Origin of the sequence: Bacillus cereus group sp. BfR-BA-01382 (genome assembly GCF_022663475.1) — a bacterium.
GTDB lineage: Bacteria > Bacillota > Bacilli > Bacillales > Bacillaceae_G > Bacillus_A > Bacillus_A thuringiensis_S.
This window is the reverse complement of record NZ_JAKUFQ010000027.1, coordinates 31690-53689: the sequence shown is the minus strand read 5'-3', so window position 1 is coordinate 53689 and position 22000 is coordinate 31690. Positions and strand designations below refer to the sequence as shown.

The following is a 22000-nucleotide window of genomic DNA, read 5'->3' as shown; positions in this document are numbered from 1 at the left end:
ATATGGTTATCATTATAAATATTTTATTTACTATTGTCAATAAAATAAAAATAAAATGCATTATAGTCAAAATAAAAAAGAATGTATGATGCTACATTCTTTTCTTTACATGACTCAAGCTATTATATTGGAGAAATCAATGTCTGATAACTTTTCTTTCTTAATACCAAAAATCAAATCAAATGGTCCTCTCTCTACAACAAAAGAATAGGCTCCTTTTTTCGTATATATTTGGTACTCATCTGCTCTTAAACGTTCAATAATTACCTGTTTCCCTTCTGGTGCAAAATCAGGAGCAGAAAAATTGCTATAAATCATCTTTCTTAATCGCTCATCTTCATTTATTTCCTCTCTTTTTAACTTTCTATTGGTTATATCATATGCAATAAAAACGGTAAGTAGAAATGAGCCAATTAAGATATTAAAATCATGGAAGGATGGAAATCTATAATTTAAAAAGATAAAACTGCCTCCTAATAGTAGATACTTCACCTTTATCAGTCCTTTCATAACAGAGTTATCTTAATAAAATCAAAATACTTCTTTGAAGAAATCTACGTCTGATAATTTTTCCTTTTTCATATTCAGTATTGCATCTTCTTCCCCTCGCTCAATAACAATGGAATAATCTCCTTTTTTTGTATAAACTCGATACTCATCTTCTTTAACAAATTCAATAATGACTTTTTTTCCATCAGGAGCATATTTAGGGGCAGGAAAGACTATATGCAGTGAAAATCTCAAAGAGACATCTTTGTTCTTAGCATCTATCTTTTCAATAAATGTTGTAACATCCCATAGCATAAAACCCAAACAAAGTGCAACGCCAATTAAAATACCAAGCTCATCAACGTATGGGTATATATATATTCCAAAAATAATAACTAAACCTACTAATAGATACTTCGCCATTCCCATGTTTTTTTTCGCCACTTTATTATCTCCCTTCCATCATGCAATTTCTTTAAAGTAATCTACTTCAGATATTTTTTTATATTCATATCCGATTCCTTTTGTAGAAGTATGTATGATTAGTAAATATTCCCCTTTTTTCGTAAAAATACGGTAGAAATTTTCTGGAGCTTTTTCAATTAAAACCGTTTTCCCTTCAGGAGCATATATAGGAGCGTAAAATTTTTCATAAATACGAGCCTTAACTACACTATCAGCTATAATAACCGCCCTCGTTCTCTTAGACTTATAGATAAATATCATTGCTACTAATGAAGTAACAAAAACAAAGCCTGAAAGAATATTCGGGTTTAAAACAAAGCCAATTAAACCAAAGCAGAAACCCATTACACTACAAATAAACTCTTTACCATACATATTAGACACCTCATATCTCCGATTAATTAAACTCTCTTTTTAATGCCTCTTTGAAATTTGTATCCGATACCATTTCGGCATATGTTAATTTAGCAAATTTCGCATCATCCTCATACATATCCATTTTAAAAATAAATTCTCCATACTCACAAAACACACGATAGGCTTTCTCTGTCCTTTTCATATATTGATAAAACCCTTTGATTTTAGAATTCGTATCTTTTTCTAAACATTCTACAATAATTGATTCTTTTTCCACTTCAAACCGCTTTGAAACAAATTCTTTTACTGTCATAATGCCTTTTTGTTCATCTGAATCTCTATTCTTTATATACTTCTTATACAAGGGTAATAAATAGAATAGCGGGCCAATAACAATTATACAAAACAACAGGAATCCCGCTATCACTAACAATGTATCCATCGCTTGATTAATTAAACCTGATATAATCTTTAACGTATTCATTTGTCTTAACCTCCTATTCTCTCTAAAAATTAATGATTTTGAATGCACTCTTTATGTTTAATAATGATTTCTTTTGGTGTTACCTCAAGTAGAAGTTTGAACTCTCCTTTTGCCGTTAAGACATTGCATGTTGAAAGGTAAGATTGTTCTTTTCCAAGTAATACATGTATAAAAGGAACCTTTTGGTCACACTTTACAATGCAATCATCATTTTTTAACTTCATGACACTTTTTAATTTCCTATGAATTCTCTTAAAATTAACCTCTTTCATATCAATTAATTTAAATAAAGAGATGAAATTGTAAATAAGTACAGCATATATGGTCAAAATAACAGAACCTGCTATATTATGATTCATAACAAACTTTGTTAATAAAACAAAATAAGGAACTACTACTACTGCGATTTGAATTTTATTCGTTTTCATTTGAATTCCCTTTCTTATTTATCTTTAAAAAGTCGTTTTTTTACTGGTTCGTTATACTTAAAAATTAACAATCCGATAATGATAAAGAGTGTGATTTTAGGGAATAACCAATTGAATAGAATTGCTCCTCCCCCAATACAAGAAGCTGAAATTACATTCTGCATTGAACCTACTTTTTTTAACCAATTTTTTAACATTTTAAATCTCTCCTTTTTATCTATTATCAATTCTTATATAAACCCAAAAATATTTATTATGTATTTATTTTGCAAATTCTTTTCTATAATCCGTATGAGAAATACGCTCAACGTTTTTCACTCGTATTCCTTCTTTATATACCTTCACAGTACATAAAAGTTCTCCATCTGGAACGAACACCTTTAAATCTATATGATAGGAGGCAAAGCATCTCTTTAAAAAATCTTTCCTTGTTACTCCTTTTTCTTCTTCTACTAAAACAAAACTATCATTCTGACCAGTAAAATAATTTTCGTTAAGATACTGACTTAATAAGCGTTTAACCCTGTCAAAATCATATTTGGTAATACGTTCATATTCTTTCTTGATAAAATACATCAAAATCCCTACTCCGATAAAAACAATCCCTGTAATTCCATACATAACTACAGTTAGATTATTCATAACAAGATTCTTAACCCATAAAACACCCCATACTATGATGTTCAAAACGATTAATCCTATTCCCAAAAAAATTGTATATTTCATCAGAACTACTTCTGGGTCATCTTTATGAAACATTTCTACATCTCCTTCCTTCTTATATTTTTTTATTAATATAATAAAATATTGGTTTTTAACATACCCATTTATTTATATACATATAGCTCTCTACCATAGCTTACATGTGATACTCGTTTAGAATTTACTATTTCCACAGCCTGTTCATTCACCTTCACTTCATATAGAAACTCTCCACTTGGAGCAAATACTGGAATCTTTACCTTGTATGTAGAAAAACATCTTTTTAGGATTTCTTTTCTTGTTAGACTTTTCTCCTTATCCATTAAAATAAAGCTGTCTTGCATCCCTAAATAATAGTGCTCTTTTACATGCTGTGTGACTTGTTCTTTTATTCGAACAAAATCTTTCCTTTTAATGCGGTTATATTCTCTTCTTAAAAAGGTTATAGAAATACATGCAATCACAAATACAAAAATGCCTATTAGTATAACAATGAATTTTATAACATTCTCGGAATTCAGCTTTGGTGTAAGAATTGGAATAAAGAACGATATTAAAGGCAGAAGTGCATACAGGAATAAATTTGAATATTCTTCCGACTCCTTGTCAAACATCTTAAGCCCTCCCTTTAACTGCTAAACTTTAAATATCTTTGGATTTATATAGGAATTGATAAAGTATCTATTCCTATATTTTTTATTTCTTATAAAATTCTTTTGCAAAATTCATATTTGAAACTTGTTTGAAATCTTTGAGCCATACCTCATTTTTATTCACCTTCACTTGATATACCAATTCTCCATGATGAGCAAAAACATGAATCGACAATTCGTATGTACGAAAACATCTTTTCAAGATTTCTCTTTTTGAAACTTCTTTTTCATCAATTAAAAAGAAAGTCTCTTCTGGATAAAAACTACGAATATGTTTTTTGATTTCTTCTTTTATTCGATTGAAATCATTTGTTTTAATTCGGTTATATTCACAATACACATTTCCTGCAACTAAGCTAACAAAAGCAGAAACCCCTGTTATAAAGTAAAATATATTTGTATTATAGAGATTAACAAACATATGTACAAAAGAGATAGTTAGAAACGCTATAATCGTAATAACTACTGGTGCAAACATTATACAAACTAATAAATCGTTAGATTCATCATCAAACATCCAAATCACTCCATCTTCCTATTTTTCAATTCACATAAAACTCCTTAAGGACTAAATTCTAAAACAAATAAATATTACCATTTTTAAATCCCTTTCAACGCTTTATCAAAATCCAAATCAGAAATTTGGTCGAGGTTCTTCAGTTCACCTAATCCATCTTTTAATACATTCACAGTACATGTATACTCCCCAAACATTGTAAAGAATCGGATGTCTTCTTCGTAAAAACCTTTTAAGCATCTATCTTTGAAAGAGCTTTTATTCAACGCTCCGTTTCGATGAATGATAATGTTCATTTCTCTAACTGTCTCTAAGAATTTCTCTTCCACTTCTTTAGGGTGCTGATTTTCGTAAAGTTTATAATAGGAGTCATTTATTAATTTTGTAAAACCTTCTCTCACGCATTCTTCAATGACTAACATGTTTTTTGTTTTTGATTTTGTATAATTGAGGAAGAAATGAATCATAGTAATGAAGCATATATATATCAATAAAATAATAAAATATCGTTGAAAATTCTCTTCCACTATAGCCATAATCGACATAATTGCCAGACCCATCATGAATAAACTTTCATAATTCTTTTTATCCATATAGACACTCCCAAAGACTTTATTTATAGAAAAATGAAGAGAATATGTAAAAACATACGCTGTTGCAATATCCATCAATAAAACGCATAACCATTATGTTTACACCTCTCTTCATTTTGTTTAGTAGTTTAATTCTTTCATATAATCGACATGTGAAATAGAAATCAAATCTATACCTACCCATTCACCATCATCTCTATGTATATTGACTTCAAATTCTCCCTTTGATGTAAAAACATATAGTTTTTCCCATCCTAAGAACGATTTTTTCATGCGTTCAACATCAAATAACATCTCTTCCTGTGAAATGGACAGGTTATGAGCTATCAATCCCTTTAACTCCTCAAACTCGTCTTTTCTACATTTATGTATAAAGACAATTCCTGCAATCGGTATCATAATTAAGAAAATAATTCCAGCTACAGGAGATATGATAAATAGGACTGTAATCAACGCATATGTTATTGCCAATAGAAGTAAAACCTGTGTGACAATCATTGTTTTGACCCCTTCATAAAATCAATATCAGACACTTGCTCTAACTCAATATCTTTCTTATCTACATCTTTAATCTTTACAATGAATTCTCCTCTGGAAGTAAAAATTCGAAAGTCTTCGTATTTCCATGAAGATTCACCTTTTTCTCCGAAATCATAAATCACTTCATCTTTTGTAATTCTAAGCTTCTGAGGTATTTCAGATTGCAAATCAGTAAGAAACTTTTTTCTATTATCTTTAGACTCAGAGCGAAACGCCCAAACACCAATTATTATAATCGTACATGTAATAACGGTCATAAGAATTGGAAAACAGTAGAACAATGCTCCCAAAATTGCTAAGACACCAAAACAGCCTACAATTCCTTCTTCATCCATTAGCTATCCCTCCTATCTCATATGTTTAATTCATCTATGAAATTAACATCCGATACTTGACTTAATTCAATCGAATAGAAGTTGTTATACTCAATTCCTAACTCTAAAATAAATTCTCCTTTTGAAGTAAACACTCTATAGTTTCCAGGTCTCAAATAGGTAGCGTTCTTTTTGTTTAAATCAAAGAAAATCTCGCTCGTTGATATATCTAATCTGGTAGATATAGATTTTTTAACATCACTAACTTTTACATAAGAATCTTTAGATAGATACCAGAGTAAAAATAAAAGGATAATCCCTAAAAGCACTACAATTGCTATAAAAGGAAAAAAAGACGTAAATAGAGCAAATAACGGAATTACAATATAAAAAAGAATAATCATTACTTTTTCATCTGACACGAAAATTATCTCCTTATAAAAAACCTCCCTCCTACTATATAAGAGAGAGGTTTTTCTTTAACTTACGCTTCTTTTGTTAGTGCAACTTCTTTGGACTCTTCACTTGCCATTTGAGCTTTTAAAGTTTCTAATTCAGTTTGAATTTCTTCACTTACTTCATTTGCTTTAATTTCTTCAAATTCACGCTCTACATCTGATTTTGTAATAATAGAGTGAACGTCTTCGTTTGCAGAAATTAAAGATTCTTTCTCGTCAATTTTTCTCTCGATTTTACCAATTTCAGTTAGAGTGTTTCCTCCATCTAAATCATGGCGAATCTCTTGAGCTGTTTTTTGAGCTTGTGCCCTATTATTCTTAGCGATAAGTAATTGTTTTTTTGTTTCGGCTTTTTTCATTACTTTTGTCAAACGTTTTAATTCATCTTTTAATGACTCTTCTTGTCTCTCGGCCGTTTCTAAACTCAATTTGATTTCTTGAAGAATTTCCTCTTCATCTTTCTTTTGCTCTAAGAAATCGGTAGCAAGTTTATCATTCCCTGCTTTAATAGATGCTTTCGCTTTTGCAACTAAGTCATCACATTTTTTCAATTGAGCTTCATAGTCTTTTGAAACCATTGCTCGTGAGGAAATAGCTTTCGCAGTTTCAATCTGTACTTTTTCATACTTTGTTTTACTTTCTGCAATTAATTGCTCTAACATCACTTCAGGGTTTTCTGCTTTTGTAAGCCATTTATTAAAATACCCCTTACAAACATTTTTAAAGCGAGTTACTAAACCCATCTCAATCACACTCCTACATATGTATTTTTCCTTGCTATGGTTACATTATAGAATATTTTATTTACTATTGTCAATAAAATATAAACACTTTATACTTTAGTAAAAATAAAAAAGAATGTATCACGCTACATTCTTTTCTTTACATAGTTGATATTTTATATTTTCAATCATGACAAAATCTCCTTGCCAAACCTCATCTAACGTTACAAGACCTGTTTCTAAAACTAAACTATCTTCATACGAAACATCTGGAACTACTATTTCCTTATATGAATCTAAAGTAATACAAAAAACATTTTTAGGCTGTATAGATTCATTTACAATCCAATGCTCATTCGTATACATTGCATCAGGAACAAAACCTTTTTGATATAGTGTCGATGGAAAAATTAAATTCTCTTGATTCACTAAATCATTTGTATCAAACTCATAAACCGTAATCACTTTATTATCATGTAAACTTAATGACTCTCCACCCCAAGGAACCGCAGATAAACATCCTTCAATAGTCGTAGAGACACAAAAACGGGCACTGGTACAATCTTCTTCTGCCAATCGCATTTCTTCCTTTGGAACTCTTGGAGCAAATACATTCGTTTTCTTATAGTCTAAAGAAACATGGTACACCTTCATTTATACACACTCCCTATCTAACTTTATTTCACGCAATAAAATACCTAATTTATAAATAACTACCTATTATAGATGGTTGTGTGCCTGTTTATATCTCTAAATAAGTCTAAATTTCTTTTGATGTTAGTCATTTTTTATGCTTATAAAATTATGAATCTCTTATCTTCTGCATATAATATGAGGATAATTTATAAAACAGGTATTTAACTAATTTATTTAACAGGGAGAGAATTATAATGACAACAACAACAATTATTGAAACTGGTTCAGAAATCAAAAAGGAAATTAGAGTAATAAAATGTACTGCTGATTTAGACACTGAATTTGTTTGTTACGATGCAACCAAAGATGAAATGTCAGTAGCACAATTCATGGACAGACTATCAATCTTTAAATTTAATGACCCTATCCAAAGAAATACGGTATGGTCAGTTGATATGAAATCTTTATGTATTAAATCTATTTTAGAGGAAGTATCAATTGGTGAAATCAAAACTCAAATCATTCGTAAAAGCAGAAAAAAATACAGAAATGTATTAGATGGAAAACAACGTTTAACAACGATTCGTGACTTTGTTAGAAATCGTTTTGCTTTAAAAAATACATTGGTAGAAAGTTTTGATGCAACTGGAGAGGAAGTACGCATTGATGTTAGTGATATGTATTTCAAAGACTTACCACCTCACTACCAAAGTCGTATCATGGCTCTAATTTTAAATATTAAGAGCTACGAGGATTTAGACGATTCTAAAAAGGCAGATTTATTTAGAAGATGGAATAATGGAATGGCTTTAAAACCTTCTCAAATCCGCAAGGCTATGATGTCTTACGAACTATTACATGCCATTGCTGAAATGAAAGAATTAGAGGTTGTCCAAGCAGGATTTAGTGCAAGCGCTCTTAGAAATGATAACCATTCAGATATGGTATTAAAAGCGTTATGTGTTTTAAAAACCCAAAACAACACTGCTTTAGACAGCAAAACTATCAACAACTTCCTTGAGAAAGATGCCTTCAAAAAAGAGGATATTGCAGAGGTTAAAGAACTTGCACTATATCTAAATGAAGCATTTAAGCTTATGGATGAAAAAGGTATTAAAAAATCATTTGGTGCTTCAAAATCTGTAACATTAATCTACGTTGCAAAACAAGCAATGAAAGATAATTGTTCACCTGAAGATTTTGCTAAATGGATTCATACATTATTTGTGAAAGAGTACAATCACACTGGATATGCAACAACTTCTGGTACTACTAAGTTAGAATCAGTAAAACGCAAAAACTCAATTGGTTTAGAACATTACACAAATTTCTTTGCTAATTAATATGCGTTAAAAAGAGACATTCATTAGAATGTCTTTTTTTTATTTCATTCTGTAAGCATAAAAAAAGCAGATACCAGTAGATTGGCATCTGCATTCAAGAAGATAAGATATAGGGTATCTCGTCTTTATTAGTATACCTTATTATGTATATAAAAGCATTATTTTACATACAAAAAGGAGCCATAATAGCTCCTTTTACTAACTTGCTTTTTTCGTCAATTGAACCGTTTCAGCGACTGTAGCAATTGCTCCTACGCTATTCATCATATCTGTTGGAATGACTAATTTATTTGCAGGACCATATGCCATTTCTTTATTAGCCTCAATCTGCTTCCATCTTAATACAGCATCAATATTATCAGATTGTGTAATCGCTTCATTGATTCTAACGATTTTTTTCGCCTCTGCCTCTGAAACAATCTCAATAGACTCAGCTTGTGCTTGTGCATTGAGTAATGTTGCTTCTTTTTTACCTTCTGCTAAACGGACACTTTCTTCCTTCTGTGCTTCCGCATTTAAAATACGAGCCTGTTTATTACCTTCTGCTTCCGCAATCCTACTCTCTTTTTGTCCTTCAGCTCGTAAGACAGAAGATTTCTTTTCCCCTTCAGCTCGTAAGATTTCTTCTCTTCGTAAACGTTCAGCTTGCATCTGACGTTCCATAGCTTCCTGGATTTCTCTTGGAGGAATAATGTTATTGATTTCTACAGAAAGGATTTTAATCCCATATGCATCTGTAATTTTATCAACAGCATCTAATAGTTTGCTATTTAGGTCATCACGTTTTTTAGATACATCATCTAAGTCCATATCACCAACGATGTTACGAACGTTCGCAATAGTTGAGTACACAATACCTGCTCTAAAATTCTCGATATTGTATACGGCCGCTTTCGGGTCTAAAATTTTAAAGAATACTACATTATCCATTTGAATAGAAACATTATCAGAAGTGATAACCTTTTGCGGGTCAATATCAATAATTTGTTGTTTTGTTGAAACCTTTGCGCGAACAAAATCAATAAATGGAACTGTGAAGTGCCATCCTGGTTCTAATTGACGATGAAACTTACCAAACCTCTCTACAATATAAACTTGACCAGTTGTAACAACTTTAATTGAAGAAATTACAACACCAAGTACAATCAATCCAATAATGCCAGCAATAATCATTCCCATGACTATTCAAACTCCTTCCATTACGCCATTTTCTTTAGCGTTTTCCTTTTTTTATACTCATTAAAATTAACGAGGTTTGAAGGACGAGTAGCTTGAATCATATTCAATTGTCTTTTTTGTTTCCTATCGTATCGAAAGTTCAAAACTGTTCGCACAATAAAACTTCCTAAAAAGAAAATTAATGCAACCATCGCTGATGTAGATATTGTTCCACCAAGAATAATACACATGTCTTTAGAAAACTCAACAATAGACTGAAACAAGTCTCATTCTCCTTCCTTCTTGATAAGCAATTTATTGCCTTTATATCCAAGAACAATAAAATTCTCACCTTTTTTTATAGGGCTTCCTTGATTAATAACAAACCAATGTGTATCACCAAGAGAAACTTGTTGCTCAACTTGTTCTTCAATTGCAACTGGAGATGTAAATGTTTTTCCCTCTAATGAATTTGAAGGTAGTTCACCCCCACTATCCCTTGCAAAAATGTATCCACGCAATGGATACATCATGCCTAAGATAAGTGTTCCAACAGTAAGAAATACTGCAATTTGAACAGTAACCGAAAAATCTCCTGCTAAGAAATAAGAAACAAGTGCTCCTATTCCAAATCCAAAAATAAGCAGTGTTCCTGAACATAATTCAATTACAATAAAAGCAAGAGAAACAAGAGCCCATACAATTTGCATGGCAATCAATCCATCACCCTCTTTCATTGACTATAGTTAATATATTACACCATTGCATAAACTATAGTCAATAAAAATACTTTTGAAAGTTGTTATAAATTAATTGACAGAATATTAAAACCCTCCGAAACATAAACCTATATACAAACAATAAAAAACCACTTACTTAAAGAATGTTAATAATAATTAAATACATTTAAACGGTTATTGGCATTTGTACAGTGAATAAAAAAGCCATGCAGTTAAGATGGCTCAGTTATATGACCTATAAGGTTTTCAAAATTTCTTTTATCTTTTCTCTCTTCTTTTGTTCATTTTCTGTTATATTCTTTATTTCCTCGATTTCCTTTTTATCATTATACTTTACGATGTATGTATCTGTTTTACTTTTTGCAATCATAGAGGTGTCATCTGTTTGTTTTTCAATTGTCACATCTTTCTCCAAATTTTTCTCTATCTGTGCATGTAGCATACTGTCTTCCATTACAGGTCTAATAATTTGTATACAAATAGGACCCAATATAATGTAAACCCCTGCTAACGTCCATATAAATATAGCAATTCCCTTGTTAAATCTTTTAATTAATCCCCCTATACCAATGATTGCTGTGAGAAAACATATAAAATATGTAAAATCATTCAATTCATTTCCTCCTCTAAAGTTACGTTATATATTTTTTAAAAGTTCTTTTGTTTTTTCTCTTTGCTCTTTCTCTTTACTCTGACTTCCTGTAATGCTTTTTATCAATTCAATATTGGTATCATCATTATATGTAATTTCAAATGTCCCTTCTTTACTATAAACAATCAATTTGTCATCAGAAATATTTTCTTTTTTTATATCATCTCCAAAGATACGAGCCACTTTTTCTTCCACTAATTCTAAATTATGTGCTTTGTTCATCATAGGAATAAAATATGGACTACTTGCTATGAGAACTATAAATACCACCAGGGTTCCAGGAAATGGACTTTTTGTTATTCCTACTTCAATTAACATTACAATAAAACTTAAAACAACCACGATAGCATAGCAAATTATAATTTTTGTCAAAAAACTCATTCATTTCACCTTCTTCTTTTAACCGTTTACTATATTTTTTATTTACATTTACATACTACAAATTTTTCAGAATTTCTTTTGTCTTTTCTCTTTGTTTTTCTTCATCTTGCTTGTTTTTAGTTATGTTTTTTATTAAGTCTATCTTTTTATTTTTATCATAATAAATCTCATAAATGCCTTCTTTGTTTTTTACAATTAATTTATTTTCATTTTTAACATATTCTTTTTGTATGTCTTCCCCGAAAATCTCCACTACTTTTTTTTCCATGTTGCCATATTCAAGCCAAATATAACCCATAGGTATCGAAATGGGTGCACCTATTATCATAATGAATGTTACAACGCTAAAAGCTTCACTCTTTGTAAACCAAGCGATTAGAAAACATATAAAAACTATTACTACATAAACAAGAATACTCTCAATTAATTCACTCAATTCTTTTTCCCTCCGTGTTAGGATTTTTACATTTAACTTTGACTATAGTTAATTTATAATATATATTAACTATAGTCAATAAAAACAAAAAGATAAGGAGCTGATTAACTTGGCAAATCATAAGGTTGTAGAAAAGAAGGTTTTAAACTACGCTTCTTTAGGAGCAAATAGTAATAAATTTTATATTCTCGAATTACGAGAATTAGCAGATGGAACTTATATTGTCCACTCTGAATATGGTCGTGTAGGGAAGACACCTCAAACAGTGTCAAAAACCTGTGAGACACTTCCAGTGGCAAAATCCAAGTTTAATACAACATTAAATCAAAAAATTCGAAAAGGTTATAAAGAAGTAGAATTAGATGTAAGTGGAAATTCTCAGAATACAGTAGAAGTATCAAAAGATACGAAAAAAGAAGATTTGGACAAGGTAAAAGATAAAGTATTGCGTTTCATTGGAACACTTTATAAGTCTTCTACAAGTTACTTAGTAAAATCTATTCAAACACCTTTAGGTGCATTAAGTGGAAACCAAGTTGCAAAAGGTCATGCAATTTTAGATAAGATTGAAGCATTGTTAAACTCTCCTAATAAAACAACTAAAGAGTTTGAAATTCTATCCGATGAATTCTACTCGATTATCCCCTTTGTATTTGGAGCAAGAGTTGATTACTCAAACATGATAATTAATTCATTCCAACGATTAAATGACCGTAAAGACTTATTAGGTGTTATTGAATCCGTTGTAAAAGTACAAAATAGTTTAGAAAAAACATTAGATGATAAATACAAGGCTCTCGGTGTGAGTTTAAAAGCTTTATCAAAACGAACAAAAGAATATAAACGAATTGTAGAAAAAGTCATGTCTACAAAAGGACATAACCATCACTTTGATTTCGAGGTGCAGGAAGTGTATGAAGTGGAAGATATGACAGGCTATAATTCTTTTAATCCTTACAACGTTTCAACAATGGAATTATTCCATGGCTCCCGAAACGAAAACATTTTAAGTATTCTACAGAGCGGTTTAAAAGTAAAACCATCGTCTGCGGTTCATACAGGAAGCATGTTTGGTGGGGGTATCTATACTGCGGATTGTTCAACTAAGAGTGCTAACTATTGTTGGGGATTTGGAAGTCGTTCAGACAATGACTCACACTACTTATTCCTTTGTGATGTAGCGACTGGTAAAATCAAAGAATATGATTCTGCTCAGTCCCACCTACGTTCTGCTCCTTGGGGATACAACTCTGTAAAGGGTGTGAAAGGTAGACACTTATTACATAATGAATACATTGTTTACAAAGAAAGTCAGGTAAAGATTAGATATATTATTGAATTTAAGGCTAAACGATAAGAGAGAGTTTTTACTCTCTTTTTTATTTATTAAACCATATATATAAATAAAAAAGACCAACTTAAAAAGTGGTCTTTTACCGTTCAATGAAGATGTCCTCATTGATTACATTTATACTATTCTCATGGTTGTATTGAAAAAATAGAAATCAAGAAACGAGATAGTATAGAGAATCCAAACTTGTTGCATATGACATAGTATTAGATTCTCAATCGTATACATAATTTTTGTACAAGCATTTGGGAAGACAAGTACGCTGTACCTATTAAAATTTGAGTTTTTGTGCTTACCGATGTAGAACATTCATCTTATTTGTTTTTTATTATCATGTTCTTAAGCACAAATTTATAATAACATTCTTATTAACTATAGTCAATAAAAAAGAAGAGAGTTAAAAACTCTCTTCTATCGGACACTTACTCGCTTTACCGTCTGGCATACGACCTGTTGATTTCTATACACTTTACAAGTCACAGTATGTTTACCTCTGTATTTTGTTTCATGCGTACTTTCTTTTCCGTTTGTGTCATAACTTCTGTTATTCACACTCTCATCACCCGTATTGTTTACAAACCACTTAATGTCCGTGTAGTCTGTAAAGCTCGGTTCAGCAATAAAGGTAACTGGTTTTCCTTTTGGAAGCTTACCTTTAAATGCATTTAGTGGAATACGTTGCCCAGATACTAACTCGGTAAATACTTGTACGGTAACTGTTTCCTTTTGAGTGCCTATTGCAGAAGTCATTTCCGCAAACATATCAATTGTTTTTTGGATACGTTCTTCGTTTTTAGGTAGTTGTTCAGCCCAATACGAATGGTTAAAGAAATCATTCCAAGCTTCAATTGCCTTTTCTTTCGTACAATCATCTTCAAACAGTACACTCAGCTTATTGATATAGCTTGTTAACCTACTGTGCAGATTCTTAACCTTTTGTTTGTCTTTCGCTGTGTACAATAGCGTTAAATCCGTATTAGTAGGATTGTAAACTTCTTGGTTCTTTCCTAATCTATCTCGTATATTGCAGATAGTATCATAGAATGTTACATCCAATCTTTCATCTGAAGATACTGATTCAGAAGCTAATACAGACTGAATTAACCCTCCAGGCATAGACCATCCATCTCTTGATTTACAGAACATTTTTAGCAATCTCACAATACTTCTTAGGTTGCTATTAGAAGCTGTATTTTCTGTGTTAAACCAATTTGTAATTGCCCATGGGTCTCGACTTCTCCATTCACTGCCACAATGTTCATATTCATACTTGCCATCATCATTTAGGAATCTACGATAAATAGCAAAGTCAATATGATAACCAGATGCATACTCAATTCTTATACAATTCGTTTTTGCTTCTGGTTCAGTACGGAACCCTGAACATTTTCGTTTCAATGCGTCTACCATGATGTTTTTAACTCGTGTCGTAGAATCAGGAATGTTTGATTTATCAAATATAATAGCGACATCAATATCATATTCGTTTTCATCGTTTTGGGTAACTGTATGCATTGCTACACTACCTTGAATCGCATCATCCACTACCTTGTAAGTTGTATCATGTTCATCGTTGTATTCTTTTAATCCATCTTTTAATCGGTCAATATTTGTTTTCTTTTTCTTAACCAATTCCGACTGTTTTTCCCCTTGCAATACAACGTGATTATTGTAAAACGTATTGAATTTTGAACTCAAATTATACATATCCATCCTCCTCTCTATTTTATGGAGCCGTTACAAATGTCCCTTTGTTGTGCTTGTTCAGGATAATTCCCCATTTATATCGAGGATTTACAAAATGATACGAAATAACTTCAGGCATACTTGTATCATCTAATAGTTTTCCCAATTCAAACGGTAAACAACTCTGTGATGCTATCAATAAATGAACCCTTTGGATAGAAGGATTTGATTGATTGATTTTTCTTATAGTCTCGTAGACTACTTTAACGTACTCTTCTAACTGGTCTTTACCCTGGATGATATTTTCTTTTGTTTCATCCACTTTCAAATCCACCACAGGAACATTACTACCAAACTGTGATGTATCGTGTGTTGAAATATCAAAAGTAAGACTTACTTTTAATATAGCTTCTGTTGCAGATATGCTCGATAAAGCTTGCAAGTTTGTTTGTAAGGTTAGCTCTTCAAAATTTTTCTTTTTATTGGCTAACTTGTAATAATCCTGCTTTAGCTTGTTACGTTCATAAAAATGATTAATTTTATGTCCATTAAAGAGCTTTCCTGCGTACAAGATAAACGGAATAGGTGCAATGCCAGTGTATCCCCTCTTAACATTTGCGCTTTCGTTTTTAAATGCTTCAATTTTAAAAACTAATTCTTCAATGATTTCAGGCACAACATTTTGCTCCATTGAATTATCCTGGGCTTTTGTAAATCGTTTTACAAATTCAATCTCTCTTTCTTTAAAATCAAATTCGTTTAAGCCTAAGGATTTTTGATTGTTTTCAATTCGATGGTCAGCATACCCATTAATGTTTAGTATATATATACGGTTTTTCAACTTATATATAAACCAAATACCAAGAGCAACAAAGGCAACCCCTGTAACCAACTGAATGTAGTTTACATCAGTAGCATCGGTTAATGTCTTTGCTTGCGTTTTATCGTTTGTGACTTTGATAATTGCAATAACAATTGAATGAATCTTGTCTACAAGCGTACCAAACGAACCTGTAATCAAACCAAGACCAAATGATATAAACGTATGCCCCCCAAAAGTTTCTACGCCTTTTGTTCGGTTAAAAGCATATAGAATTATCATGATAATTGTAGTTACAACTAAAATAATTCCAAATGTTACAATATTCATGGTTTGTTGACCTCCTTTCTTTTAAAATATAAATATCCTCATGTAATAATGTAATTATTACGTTGTTCTATAATAGCAGACATTCTAACATTTTCCAAAGCAAACGCTTATTGTTTTTGATATTATTTTCCCGAACAATTAATATCTCCTATTTTTAGGGATTTTTTGTTATCATCTCCGTTCCTACAATCTAAAATGTAAAGATAAGTTATAAAACAGGTTCTTTCAAAAGATGAATATACAAGGAGATGTTTATGTTATGAGTATTGTTGTAACAACAAAATCACATTTAAAAAAGGTTCATGAAATTTCGAAGAAATATCCTGCTTTCAGTAGTTTTGTTCCAGAACAAAGACGAGTATTAGATAATATCCAGAAATACTCTCCTAATGCACATGGAAATGATGTGGCCATTGATTCTGCTGATATGAAATATTTTGAGGTAGAAGCACCCATTGATGCATTGAACAGATTAATGAAGCTATATGGTAGAGATGAAATGATGCCATTAATGAGAAAAATGATGTACTTATAATTTAAAAGGTGGTTTTTATTATGAAAGAGATGGTATTAATTGATGTGAATGCTTCTGAAGTAGCAAAGCATGACAGATATATTCAATTAACAAAAACAGGCATTAAAACAACAAATAAAAAAGAAGAAGCAACTCCATTTACAGAAGATAAGGCAGTTATATTTACTTCTTATAACGAAAATTTAAAATCAGAAACACGTTAAGAAAAAGCATGTTAGTAATTATAACTAACATGCTTTTTCTGTTACATATTTAATCCTGTCTGTATCGCATCTTGTATTAGGATTTTATTGTCTCTTACATACTGGAAAACCTGTTCTTCTTCTACTTGAGATAAGCTATCAAAGGTTTGCTCTCCTTCGCTATCAATCCCTAACCCTTTACTTTTCTCTTCAATTAAATTTCCTTCCAAATCCACTGTAACTGTAGTGAAAGGACTTAAATAAGCTTTCTTACTTTTATGTTTGTCACTCCATTCCACACTTATCATGATATGTGAAAATCCGTCTTCTTCAAATACACTTACAAAAGCAATCCCCATAATTTCCATTTAAAAATCCTTCATTTAAATATAGTCTTTATGACTACCTCATTTTTATATTCCTCTTATTATATAAAGCTATCATTTGAATTATTTCTCCCTTTTGAACTGCATATAATACATGAATTTATATAAAACAGGTCTTCAAAAGAAGAGATACAAAAAGGAGAGATTTTTAATGATGAACGATTTTTTAGGACAAGTAGCAAAACATAATGTAGGTATAAAAGTAGAATGTTTTACAGTATCGGAAATGCGACTTAAGGCAATCTCTTTTGCTGAACGTAATTGTAACAAGCCTTGCCCGAACTTCGGTGATTATACTTTATTCTATATTGAATTAGGTTCCGAACATGGTTTTGAAGAAGGAGCATCTGTTCAAATGGACGTTTTCCATGACTATGTAGAAGCTAATGAACTTTCAATTTCTTATCGTGTGTTTATTGAAGCAAGCGGAGAAATCGAATTTGATGAATGTATTTCACTTAAACAAGACAATGCTGAACAAATTGCTTTAGGGGCCTTTGTAAAAGCTCTTAACAATGCGTTAAAACAGGAGGAAATTGAAGAGAAGTTAGGTATGAAAGACTTCTTAGGACAATTAACGGATTTAGATGTAAAATTAGATATTAAAAACACGAATTTTAATAGACTAAAAGATATTGCAAATACATTTGTAACTGAAGATGCTTTATCTCCAGAAGACACACCAACATATGGGGGATGTGCATTAATGTCTGTTCAATTAGATAAAGTACACGGTTTTACGAATCCTGCTCGTGTCTATTTAGATGTTTATTACGATGTTTTGACAGATGGTGAGAAGCTATTAGTAGTACCTTCTTACAGAGTGTTTTCAACAATTAATAGTTTACCTATCCATGAAGACATTAAATACATTCCTTTCAGCACAGAAAGTAGTGAACACTATGTTTTAACTGCTTTTATGGAAGTGTTAAACAAACTGATTCAAAAAGGAAAAGAAACCAAGGAAAGAATGGCTAAATTCTTATTACATACAGTTGTATTAAGAACAAATACTGGTCTTACTTTTTATGAAGCAAATGATTTAAGTGAAGTTGCTGATGAGTGTGATATTGAGGACATTCTTCGTATTTATGCAAAAGGAACCAATATTTCTCATGATGCATTAGCACAAATGCCAGATGACTTAAGAGGAAGATGGTTTATTTCTCATATTCATGATAATAGTGAACATCACGGATATGAATTTTCAACTGCAAAAGAAGTGAAAGATATGCTACCTGAATTATTAAAGAACGCACATACATGTGATGGTGATGTTAATGAAGGTTATGTATTAGTATATCCTCCTCATGCAGTTCTTGTAAGCTTATAATCATAATTAAACCCCTCTCTTTTAAAGACAGGGGTTTTTCTTAGTATTTAAATAACATCGTAATGATTTGCCAACCAGTACCTACAGACCAAAACACTACATGGTCTCCTCTTTTAACTTGTCCACTTTGAATTCCTTTATATAGAGCAATAAACGGGCTACTTGTTCCTGTATATCCAAATTCATCTCCTACATATACAAACTTAAGTTTATCTTCTCCTAACTTCTCTTGAATTACCTCAATGTTTTTTAGCGAAAATTGAGAAAAACAATACGAGCCAATATCTTCTTTTTCTAAGCCATGTTTTGTTAGTAAAGATTTGATAGATGATACGGCAGGTGGAACACATACAGTTCCATCAAAGGGAATCCAATTAATCTGCATATCTTTTGGTTTGTTTTCTGGATTATAAATGTTTGATAGTCCACATGCAGGGAATAAAATATTATGAGCATCTTTGCTATCTGTGTAATACATGGAATCAATAAATCCTGTGTCCTCTTTCACTTTTTCTAAAATAATTGCAGAAGAAGCATCTCCATAGTTTGGATAAGTGATTTCATCATCTGGATTACAATGAATCGAGTTATGGTCAGAACCTACAACTAATGCATATTTTACATTCGGATTAGACATCATGTATCTACACGTTTGTTCCACTGCTACGAGCATTCCTGCACAATTTGAATTAGAATCCATACAAATCGTTTCAGCCTTACCTCGAATCTCTTTATGTACTAAAATCGCATTGGTAGGGAATGTATACTCTGGTGTTTGCGTTGAAAATACAATCATGTCCACTTCTTCCCCTGACATGTTTACTTGCCGTAACACTCGTTTCGTAGCTTCAATTGCCATCGTTAGTCCATTTTCATTTTTATCTTCAATGACATATCGACTTTCTCTTCCCATCATTCTTAAAAATCGAGAAATATCCTTTCCCTTTTCTGCAAAGTGTTTTAAATAAAAATCGTTCGTTCGTGCTGTATTTGGATGATAAATATCAACAGCTTTAATTCTAATGTTTGTCAAAGCTATCTCCTCCTCTTGTTGTATATATTAAGATTATGTATTGTATTTCATTGCGAAACTTTTTATTACAATCATTTGTATGAGTATGCATAAAAAAAGAAGAGCGTCATGCCCTTCCTTCTTTCATCAAACTTCTTTGATTTCGTAATTTGCAAGACCTGTATTTTTTGCTACTCGATTCAATTGCATCTTTAGGATGGTACTTTTCGGAGCAATCTTGAAGATTACTTTTGTAAATCCATCAGCGATATATAATTTATAACAATTCTCCAACATAGGTACTACATCTGCTGATGTTACATTTAGCTTTGTACAGTCTAATTCAATTACATATTCTTTAGGATTAATTCCTGCAATTTTTTGTTTGTAGTCTTTGATGAAGTTCGCTCCATCTTCAGATGACATGCTCCCCTCAACAGAAACATGAAATACTTTTTGAATTCGATTTGCTTGTAATGTATATTTTCCCATAGTAGATATCTCTCCTAAATCTATTGTTTTGAATATTTCTTTATCTGGATTTAATATTATCACCAACTCGAAATTCAGTCAACAATTTTTTACTAAAAACTTCTATTCTATTTTTATTCAACCGTTTTCATATACTTTCTAAAATCAAAATATTCATATCCAACCTCGTCCTCATCCATTAAATCTAATGATAAGTGAGTTACTGTGAAAGGAATTTGAATGTATACATTGTCTTTAAAGAACGATATCGTTCCATCCTCTTTATTGTTAGCAATATTGATAATCTTTCCATATTGAAATTGTTTTTTATCATTTATGATAGGTAAGATATCTCTTTCATAATCTAAATCAATACTTCCTCCAACGAATCCACCATTAATCATCTTATACGAAAAAGCAAACTCATTATTGTCTTTATATATATGAAAATTCAACGCTCCAAGTTTTAGTTCCCCTGATTCAGTTGCATTACAAGTTAATCATATCTATAGCTCCTTCCATTTATTATGAAGGCGAATAATACTTTGTTTCTTGCATATTAACTACATACGGCAAATCTTTTACATAATCTATATATCTATTTTCTATCAATACCTCAAAAAGAACTGTTTTGTTATCTGATGATTTTACTACATCAGACATAGAAATCTCGCTTCTTTCTGCATACTCTTTGAATTCTTCCACATTCTCTTTATTTATTCGGATTGTCATTTTAGATTGATATTTAAACATACCTTCTTTCTTGTCCTCTGTTATGATAATATCAAGCCCACGTTTTTCTCTGACATACTCCCAATTCACTCTGTTTTTAATGAATTGTGCAATAGAACGTGTTAATTCGAAATAATCCATTCTTCTTTCACAAGCCCGTTTGCTAATCATACAGCCATCTGCACCTGCAAAGACAGGTAATGAGAATACCTCTGTTTTCTTGTTTTTATCATCAATGACATATAAAACAACTTCATACACTATACCCACAAAACACTCATCTGCATCAGATGTTCTCATTCTGGCATTAACCTCAATACAAATAATATTTGAATCATATAGATGTCTATTAATTGCATCTAAACCATCTTGTACTTTATCAATGCTATTATTAAAAACTGTATCGTTTTTAAATTCCGTTAGTTTTTTCTGAGATTCTTTTAAATTTGCTACTTCTTCTTCCAATAATTCTTTTTCCTTTTTTACTTCTAAATACGATTTTTTATATGAACGCATCATTTTACTTCACTTCTCTTTCTAATTTCTAATTTTCTTTCATTCCATAACTTTGCATTCAATATAATTTCCTCTAATGTTGTTACTTTGTCACGACTCATATATCTTTTATCTTCACCTTTTTGAATAAGCACAATATTCTCATTTACAACTTCCGTAACATCATATTCAAAATCTCTTTGAATGTCAGGAAGTACCTTAGGTAATTCTGGATGATTTTCAGCAAAACCTATCATGAGATTAAATGTTAAATCACTATTATTTGTGATAAAAATCTTGTCTCCTACCCTTAAAGAAAGTTTTTTAATATCTTCTTCTATTAATTTTGCATAGATATTTACAGAATCTACTCGAATATAATAATGGTTTAACCCGTGCATCTGCACTAACTCGACTTTATCCGCAGTTCCTGATATAAATAGAATTTCTTGCAGTGACCCATTAATCTTTTTTAAAAATCTTGCTCCTACACCTGAATACACTTCAATGACATCACAATCAACACGTCCTTGATAGCCAAATAAAACGTATTTAAAATCTGTAATGACCTTCTTTTCCCCTTGTTTTAACATCGCCAT

General features: G+C 31.1%; 34 protein-coding genes. 5 read left to right on the top strand and 29 right to left on the bottom strand.

The genetic code is table 11. The annotated features are described in order from the left end of the window. Positions 1-114 precede the first annotated feature (114 nt). The 15 genes from MR160_RS13715 to MR160_RS13645 all read right to left on the bottom strand — a co-directional run bounded on the left by MR160_RS13715 (position 115) and on the right by MR160_RS13645 (position 7376). Positions 115-492, bottom strand: coding sequence for a hypothetical protein (locus tag MR160_RS13715; protein WP_242297583.1), 378 nt, complete (start codon positions 490-492; stop codon positions 115-117). A gap of 39 nt (positions 493-531) precedes the next feature. Next, positions 532-933, bottom strand: a complete 402-nt coding sequence (locus MR160_RS13710) for a hypothetical protein (RefSeq protein WP_242297582.1) — start codon at positions 931-933, stop codon at positions 532-534. An 18-nt stretch (positions 934-951) separates the two neighbouring features. Continuing rightward, positions 952-1329, bottom strand: coding sequence for a hypothetical protein (locus MR160_RS13705; protein WP_242297592.1), 378 nt, complete (start codon positions 1327-1329; stop codon positions 952-954). Positions 1330-1351: 22 nt separating this feature from the next. After that, positions 1352-1795: a hypothetical protein gene (locus MR160_RS13700; RefSeq protein WP_242297581.1), complete on the bottom strand. Its 444-nt coding sequence runs from the start codon at positions 1793-1795 to the stop codon at positions 1352-1354. A 29-nt stretch (positions 1796-1824) separates the two neighbouring features. Beyond that, entirely contained in the window at positions 1825-2223 is a 399-nt protein-coding gene (locus MR160_RS13695; RefSeq protein ID WP_098297497.1) for a hypothetical protein, read from the bottom strand. A 14-nt stretch (positions 2224-2237) separates the two neighbouring features. Continuing rightward, positions 2238-2420, bottom strand: a complete 183-nt coding sequence (locus MR160_RS13690; protein ID WP_242297580.1) for a hypothetical protein — start codon at positions 2418-2420, stop codon at positions 2238-2240. 64 nt (positions 2421-2484) lie between these two features. Further along, a complete protein-coding gene (locus MR160_RS13685) occupies positions 2485-2982 on the bottom strand; it encodes a hypothetical protein (protein WP_242297579.1) in 498 nt (165 codons plus the stop codon). Between the two features lie 68 nt (positions 2983-3050). Then, positions 3051-3539 carry a hypothetical protein gene (locus MR160_RS13680; RefSeq protein ID WP_242297578.1) on the bottom strand — a complete coding sequence of 163 codons (489 nt, stop codon included), beginning with the start codon at positions 3537-3539 and terminating at the stop codon, positions 3051-3053. A gap of 82 nt (positions 3540-3621) precedes the next feature. Continuing rightward, positions 3622-4095 (bottom strand): hypothetical protein, encoded by a 474-nt coding sequence (locus tag MR160_RS13675; RefSeq protein ID WP_242297577.1) that lies wholly within the window; start codon positions 4093-4095, stop codon positions 3622-3624. Between the two features lie 83 nt (positions 4096-4178). Further along, the gene (locus MR160_RS13670) at positions 4179-4688 is read right to left on the bottom strand and encodes a hypothetical protein (RefSeq protein ID WP_242297576.1); all 510 of its coding nucleotides are present in this window, start codon (positions 4686-4688) and stop codon (positions 4179-4181) included. Between the two features lie 120 nt (positions 4689-4808). Continuing rightward, entirely contained in the window at positions 4809-5186 is a 378-nt protein-coding gene (locus tag MR160_RS13665; RefSeq protein ID WP_242297575.1) for a hypothetical protein, read from the bottom strand. Next, positions 5183-5563, bottom strand: a complete 381-nt coding sequence (locus tag MR160_RS13660) for a hypothetical protein (protein ID WP_242297574.1) — start codon at positions 5561-5563, stop codon at positions 5183-5185. The genes MR160_RS13665 and MR160_RS13660 overlap by 4 nt, the downstream gene beginning before the upstream one ends. A 17-nt stretch (positions 5564-5580) precedes the next feature. After that, positions 5581-5964, bottom strand: coding sequence for a hypothetical protein (locus MR160_RS13655; RefSeq protein WP_242297573.1), 384 nt, complete (start codon positions 5962-5964; stop codon positions 5581-5583). Between the two features lie 62 nt (positions 5965-6026). Beyond that, a complete protein-coding gene (locus MR160_RS13650; protein WP_242297572.1) occupies positions 6027-6743 on the bottom strand; it encodes a PspA/IM30 family protein in 717 nt (238 codons plus the stop codon). Between the two features lie 120 nt (positions 6744-6863). After that, positions 6864-7376 (bottom strand): hypothetical protein, encoded by a 513-nt coding sequence (locus MR160_RS13645; RefSeq protein ID WP_242297570.1) that lies wholly within the window; start codon positions 7374-7376, stop codon positions 6864-6866. A gap of 236 nt (positions 7377-7612) precedes the next feature. Between MR160_RS13645 and MR160_RS13640 the strand changes: the two genes are divergently transcribed. Next, positions 7613-8701 (top strand): DUF262 domain-containing protein, encoded by a 1089-nt coding sequence (locus MR160_RS13640; protein WP_086877233.1) that lies wholly within the window; start codon positions 7613-7615, stop codon positions 8699-8701. A gap of 198 nt (positions 8702-8899) precedes the next feature. On the opposite strand, the gene MR160_RS13635 is transcribed toward MR160_RS13640, so the two are convergent. From MR160_RS13635 to MR160_RS13610, 6 genes are all read right to left on the bottom strand, one after another. Next, positions 8900-9880, bottom strand: a complete 981-nt coding sequence (locus MR160_RS13635; RefSeq protein WP_242297568.1) for an SPFH domain-containing protein — start codon at positions 9878-9880, stop codon at positions 8900-8902. A 20-nt stretch (positions 9881-9900) separates the two neighbouring features. Continuing rightward, positions 9901-10143, bottom strand: a complete 243-nt coding sequence (locus tag MR160_RS13630) for a hypothetical protein (RefSeq protein ID WP_240522588.1) — start codon at positions 10141-10143, stop codon at positions 9901-9903. A gap of 3 nt (positions 10144-10146) precedes the next feature. Further along, on the bottom strand, positions 10147-10569 hold the full coding sequence (locus MR160_RS13625) for an NfeD family protein (protein WP_242297591.1): 423 nt from the start codon (positions 10567-10569) through the stop codon (positions 10147-10149). 265 nt (positions 10570-10834) lie between these two features. Next, a complete protein-coding gene (locus MR160_RS13620; RefSeq protein ID WP_242297566.1) occupies positions 10835-11212 on the bottom strand; it encodes a hypothetical protein in 378 nt (125 codons plus the stop codon). Between the two features lie 24 nt (positions 11213-11236). Next, positions 11237-11632, bottom strand: a complete 396-nt coding sequence (locus tag MR160_RS13615) for a hypothetical protein (protein ID WP_242289216.1) — start codon at positions 11630-11632, stop codon at positions 11237-11239. 55 nt (positions 11633-11687) lie between these two features. Further along, positions 11688-12068 (bottom strand): hypothetical protein, encoded by a 381-nt coding sequence (locus MR160_RS13610; protein WP_242297564.1) that lies wholly within the window; start codon positions 12066-12068, stop codon positions 11688-11690. A gap of 109 nt (positions 12069-12177) precedes the next feature. Between MR160_RS13610 and MR160_RS13605 the strand changes: the two genes are divergently transcribed. Further along, positions 12178-13425, top strand: a complete 1248-nt coding sequence (locus MR160_RS13605; RefSeq protein ID WP_242297562.1) for a WGR domain-containing protein — start codon at positions 12178-12180, stop codon at positions 13423-13425. Positions 13426-13830: 405 nt separating this feature from the next. Here the strand turns inward: MR160_RS13605 and MR160_RS13600 are convergent, their stop codons facing one another. Then, entirely contained in the window at positions 13831-15126 is a 1296-nt protein-coding gene (locus MR160_RS13600) for a cyclic GMP-AMP synthase DncV-like nucleotidyltransferase (protein ID WP_242297560.1), read from the bottom strand. Between the two features lie 19 nt (positions 15127-15145). After that, positions 15146-16255: an SAVED domain-containing protein gene (locus MR160_RS13595; RefSeq protein ID WP_242297558.1), complete on the bottom strand. Its 1110-nt coding sequence runs from the start codon at positions 16253-16255 to the stop codon at positions 15146-15148. A 259-nt stretch (positions 16256-16514) separates the two neighbouring features. Here MR160_RS13595 and MR160_RS13590 point away from each other — a divergent pair, with 259 nt between their 5' ends. Then, positions 16515-16790: a hypothetical protein gene (locus MR160_RS13590; RefSeq protein WP_240522590.1), complete on the top strand. Its 276-nt coding sequence runs from the start codon at positions 16515-16517 to the stop codon at positions 16788-16790. Positions 16791-16810: 20 nt separating this feature from the next. Then, complete coding sequence (locus tag MR160_RS13585) at positions 16811-16993, top strand: hypothetical protein (RefSeq protein ID WP_242297556.1); 183 nt, start codon at positions 16811-16813, stop codon at positions 16991-16993. A gap of 41 nt (positions 16994-17034) precedes the next feature. On the opposite strand, the gene MR160_RS13580 is transcribed toward MR160_RS13585, so the two are convergent. Next, positions 17035-17340, bottom strand: a complete 306-nt coding sequence (locus MR160_RS13580) for a hypothetical protein (RefSeq protein WP_242297555.1) — start codon at positions 17338-17340, stop codon at positions 17035-17037. A 169-nt stretch (positions 17341-17509) separates the two neighbouring features. Between MR160_RS13580 and MR160_RS13575 the strand changes: the two genes are divergently transcribed. Beyond that, positions 17510-18691, top strand: a complete 1182-nt coding sequence (locus MR160_RS13575; RefSeq protein WP_242297554.1) for a hypothetical protein — start codon at positions 17510-17512, stop codon at positions 18689-18691. Positions 18692-18731: 40 nt separating this feature from the next. Here the strand turns inward: MR160_RS13575 and MR160_RS13570 are convergent, their stop codons facing one another. From MR160_RS13570 to MR160_RS13550, 5 genes are all read right to left on the bottom strand, one after another. Continuing rightward, positions 18732-19724 carry a 3-oxoacyl-[acyl-carrier-protein] synthase III C-terminal domain-containing protein gene (locus tag MR160_RS13570; RefSeq protein ID WP_242297553.1) on the bottom strand — a complete coding sequence of 331 codons (993 nt, stop codon included), beginning with the start codon at positions 19722-19724 and terminating at the stop codon, positions 18732-18734. A gap of 126 nt (positions 19725-19850) precedes the next feature. Further along, positions 19851-20195 (bottom strand): hypothetical protein, encoded by a 345-nt coding sequence (locus tag MR160_RS13565; protein ID WP_000521666.1) that lies wholly within the window; start codon positions 20193-20195, stop codon positions 19851-19853. 113 nt (positions 20196-20308) lie between these two features. Next, the gene (locus MR160_RS13560; RefSeq protein WP_242297548.1) at positions 20309-20629 is read right to left on the bottom strand and encodes a hypothetical protein; all 321 of its coding nucleotides are present in this window, start codon (positions 20627-20629) and stop codon (positions 20309-20311) included. A 70-nt stretch (positions 20630-20699) separates the two neighbouring features. Next, positions 20700-21425: a hypothetical protein gene (locus MR160_RS13555; protein WP_242297547.1), complete on the bottom strand. Its 726-nt coding sequence runs from the start codon at positions 21423-21425 to the stop codon at positions 20700-20702. After that, the gene (locus MR160_RS13550; RefSeq protein WP_242297546.1) at positions 21422-22000 is read right to left on the bottom strand and encodes a hypothetical protein; all 579 of its coding nucleotides are present in this window, start codon (positions 21998-22000) and stop codon (positions 21422-21424) included. Before MR160_RS13550 ends, MR160_RS13555 begins: the two co-directional genes overlap by 4 nt.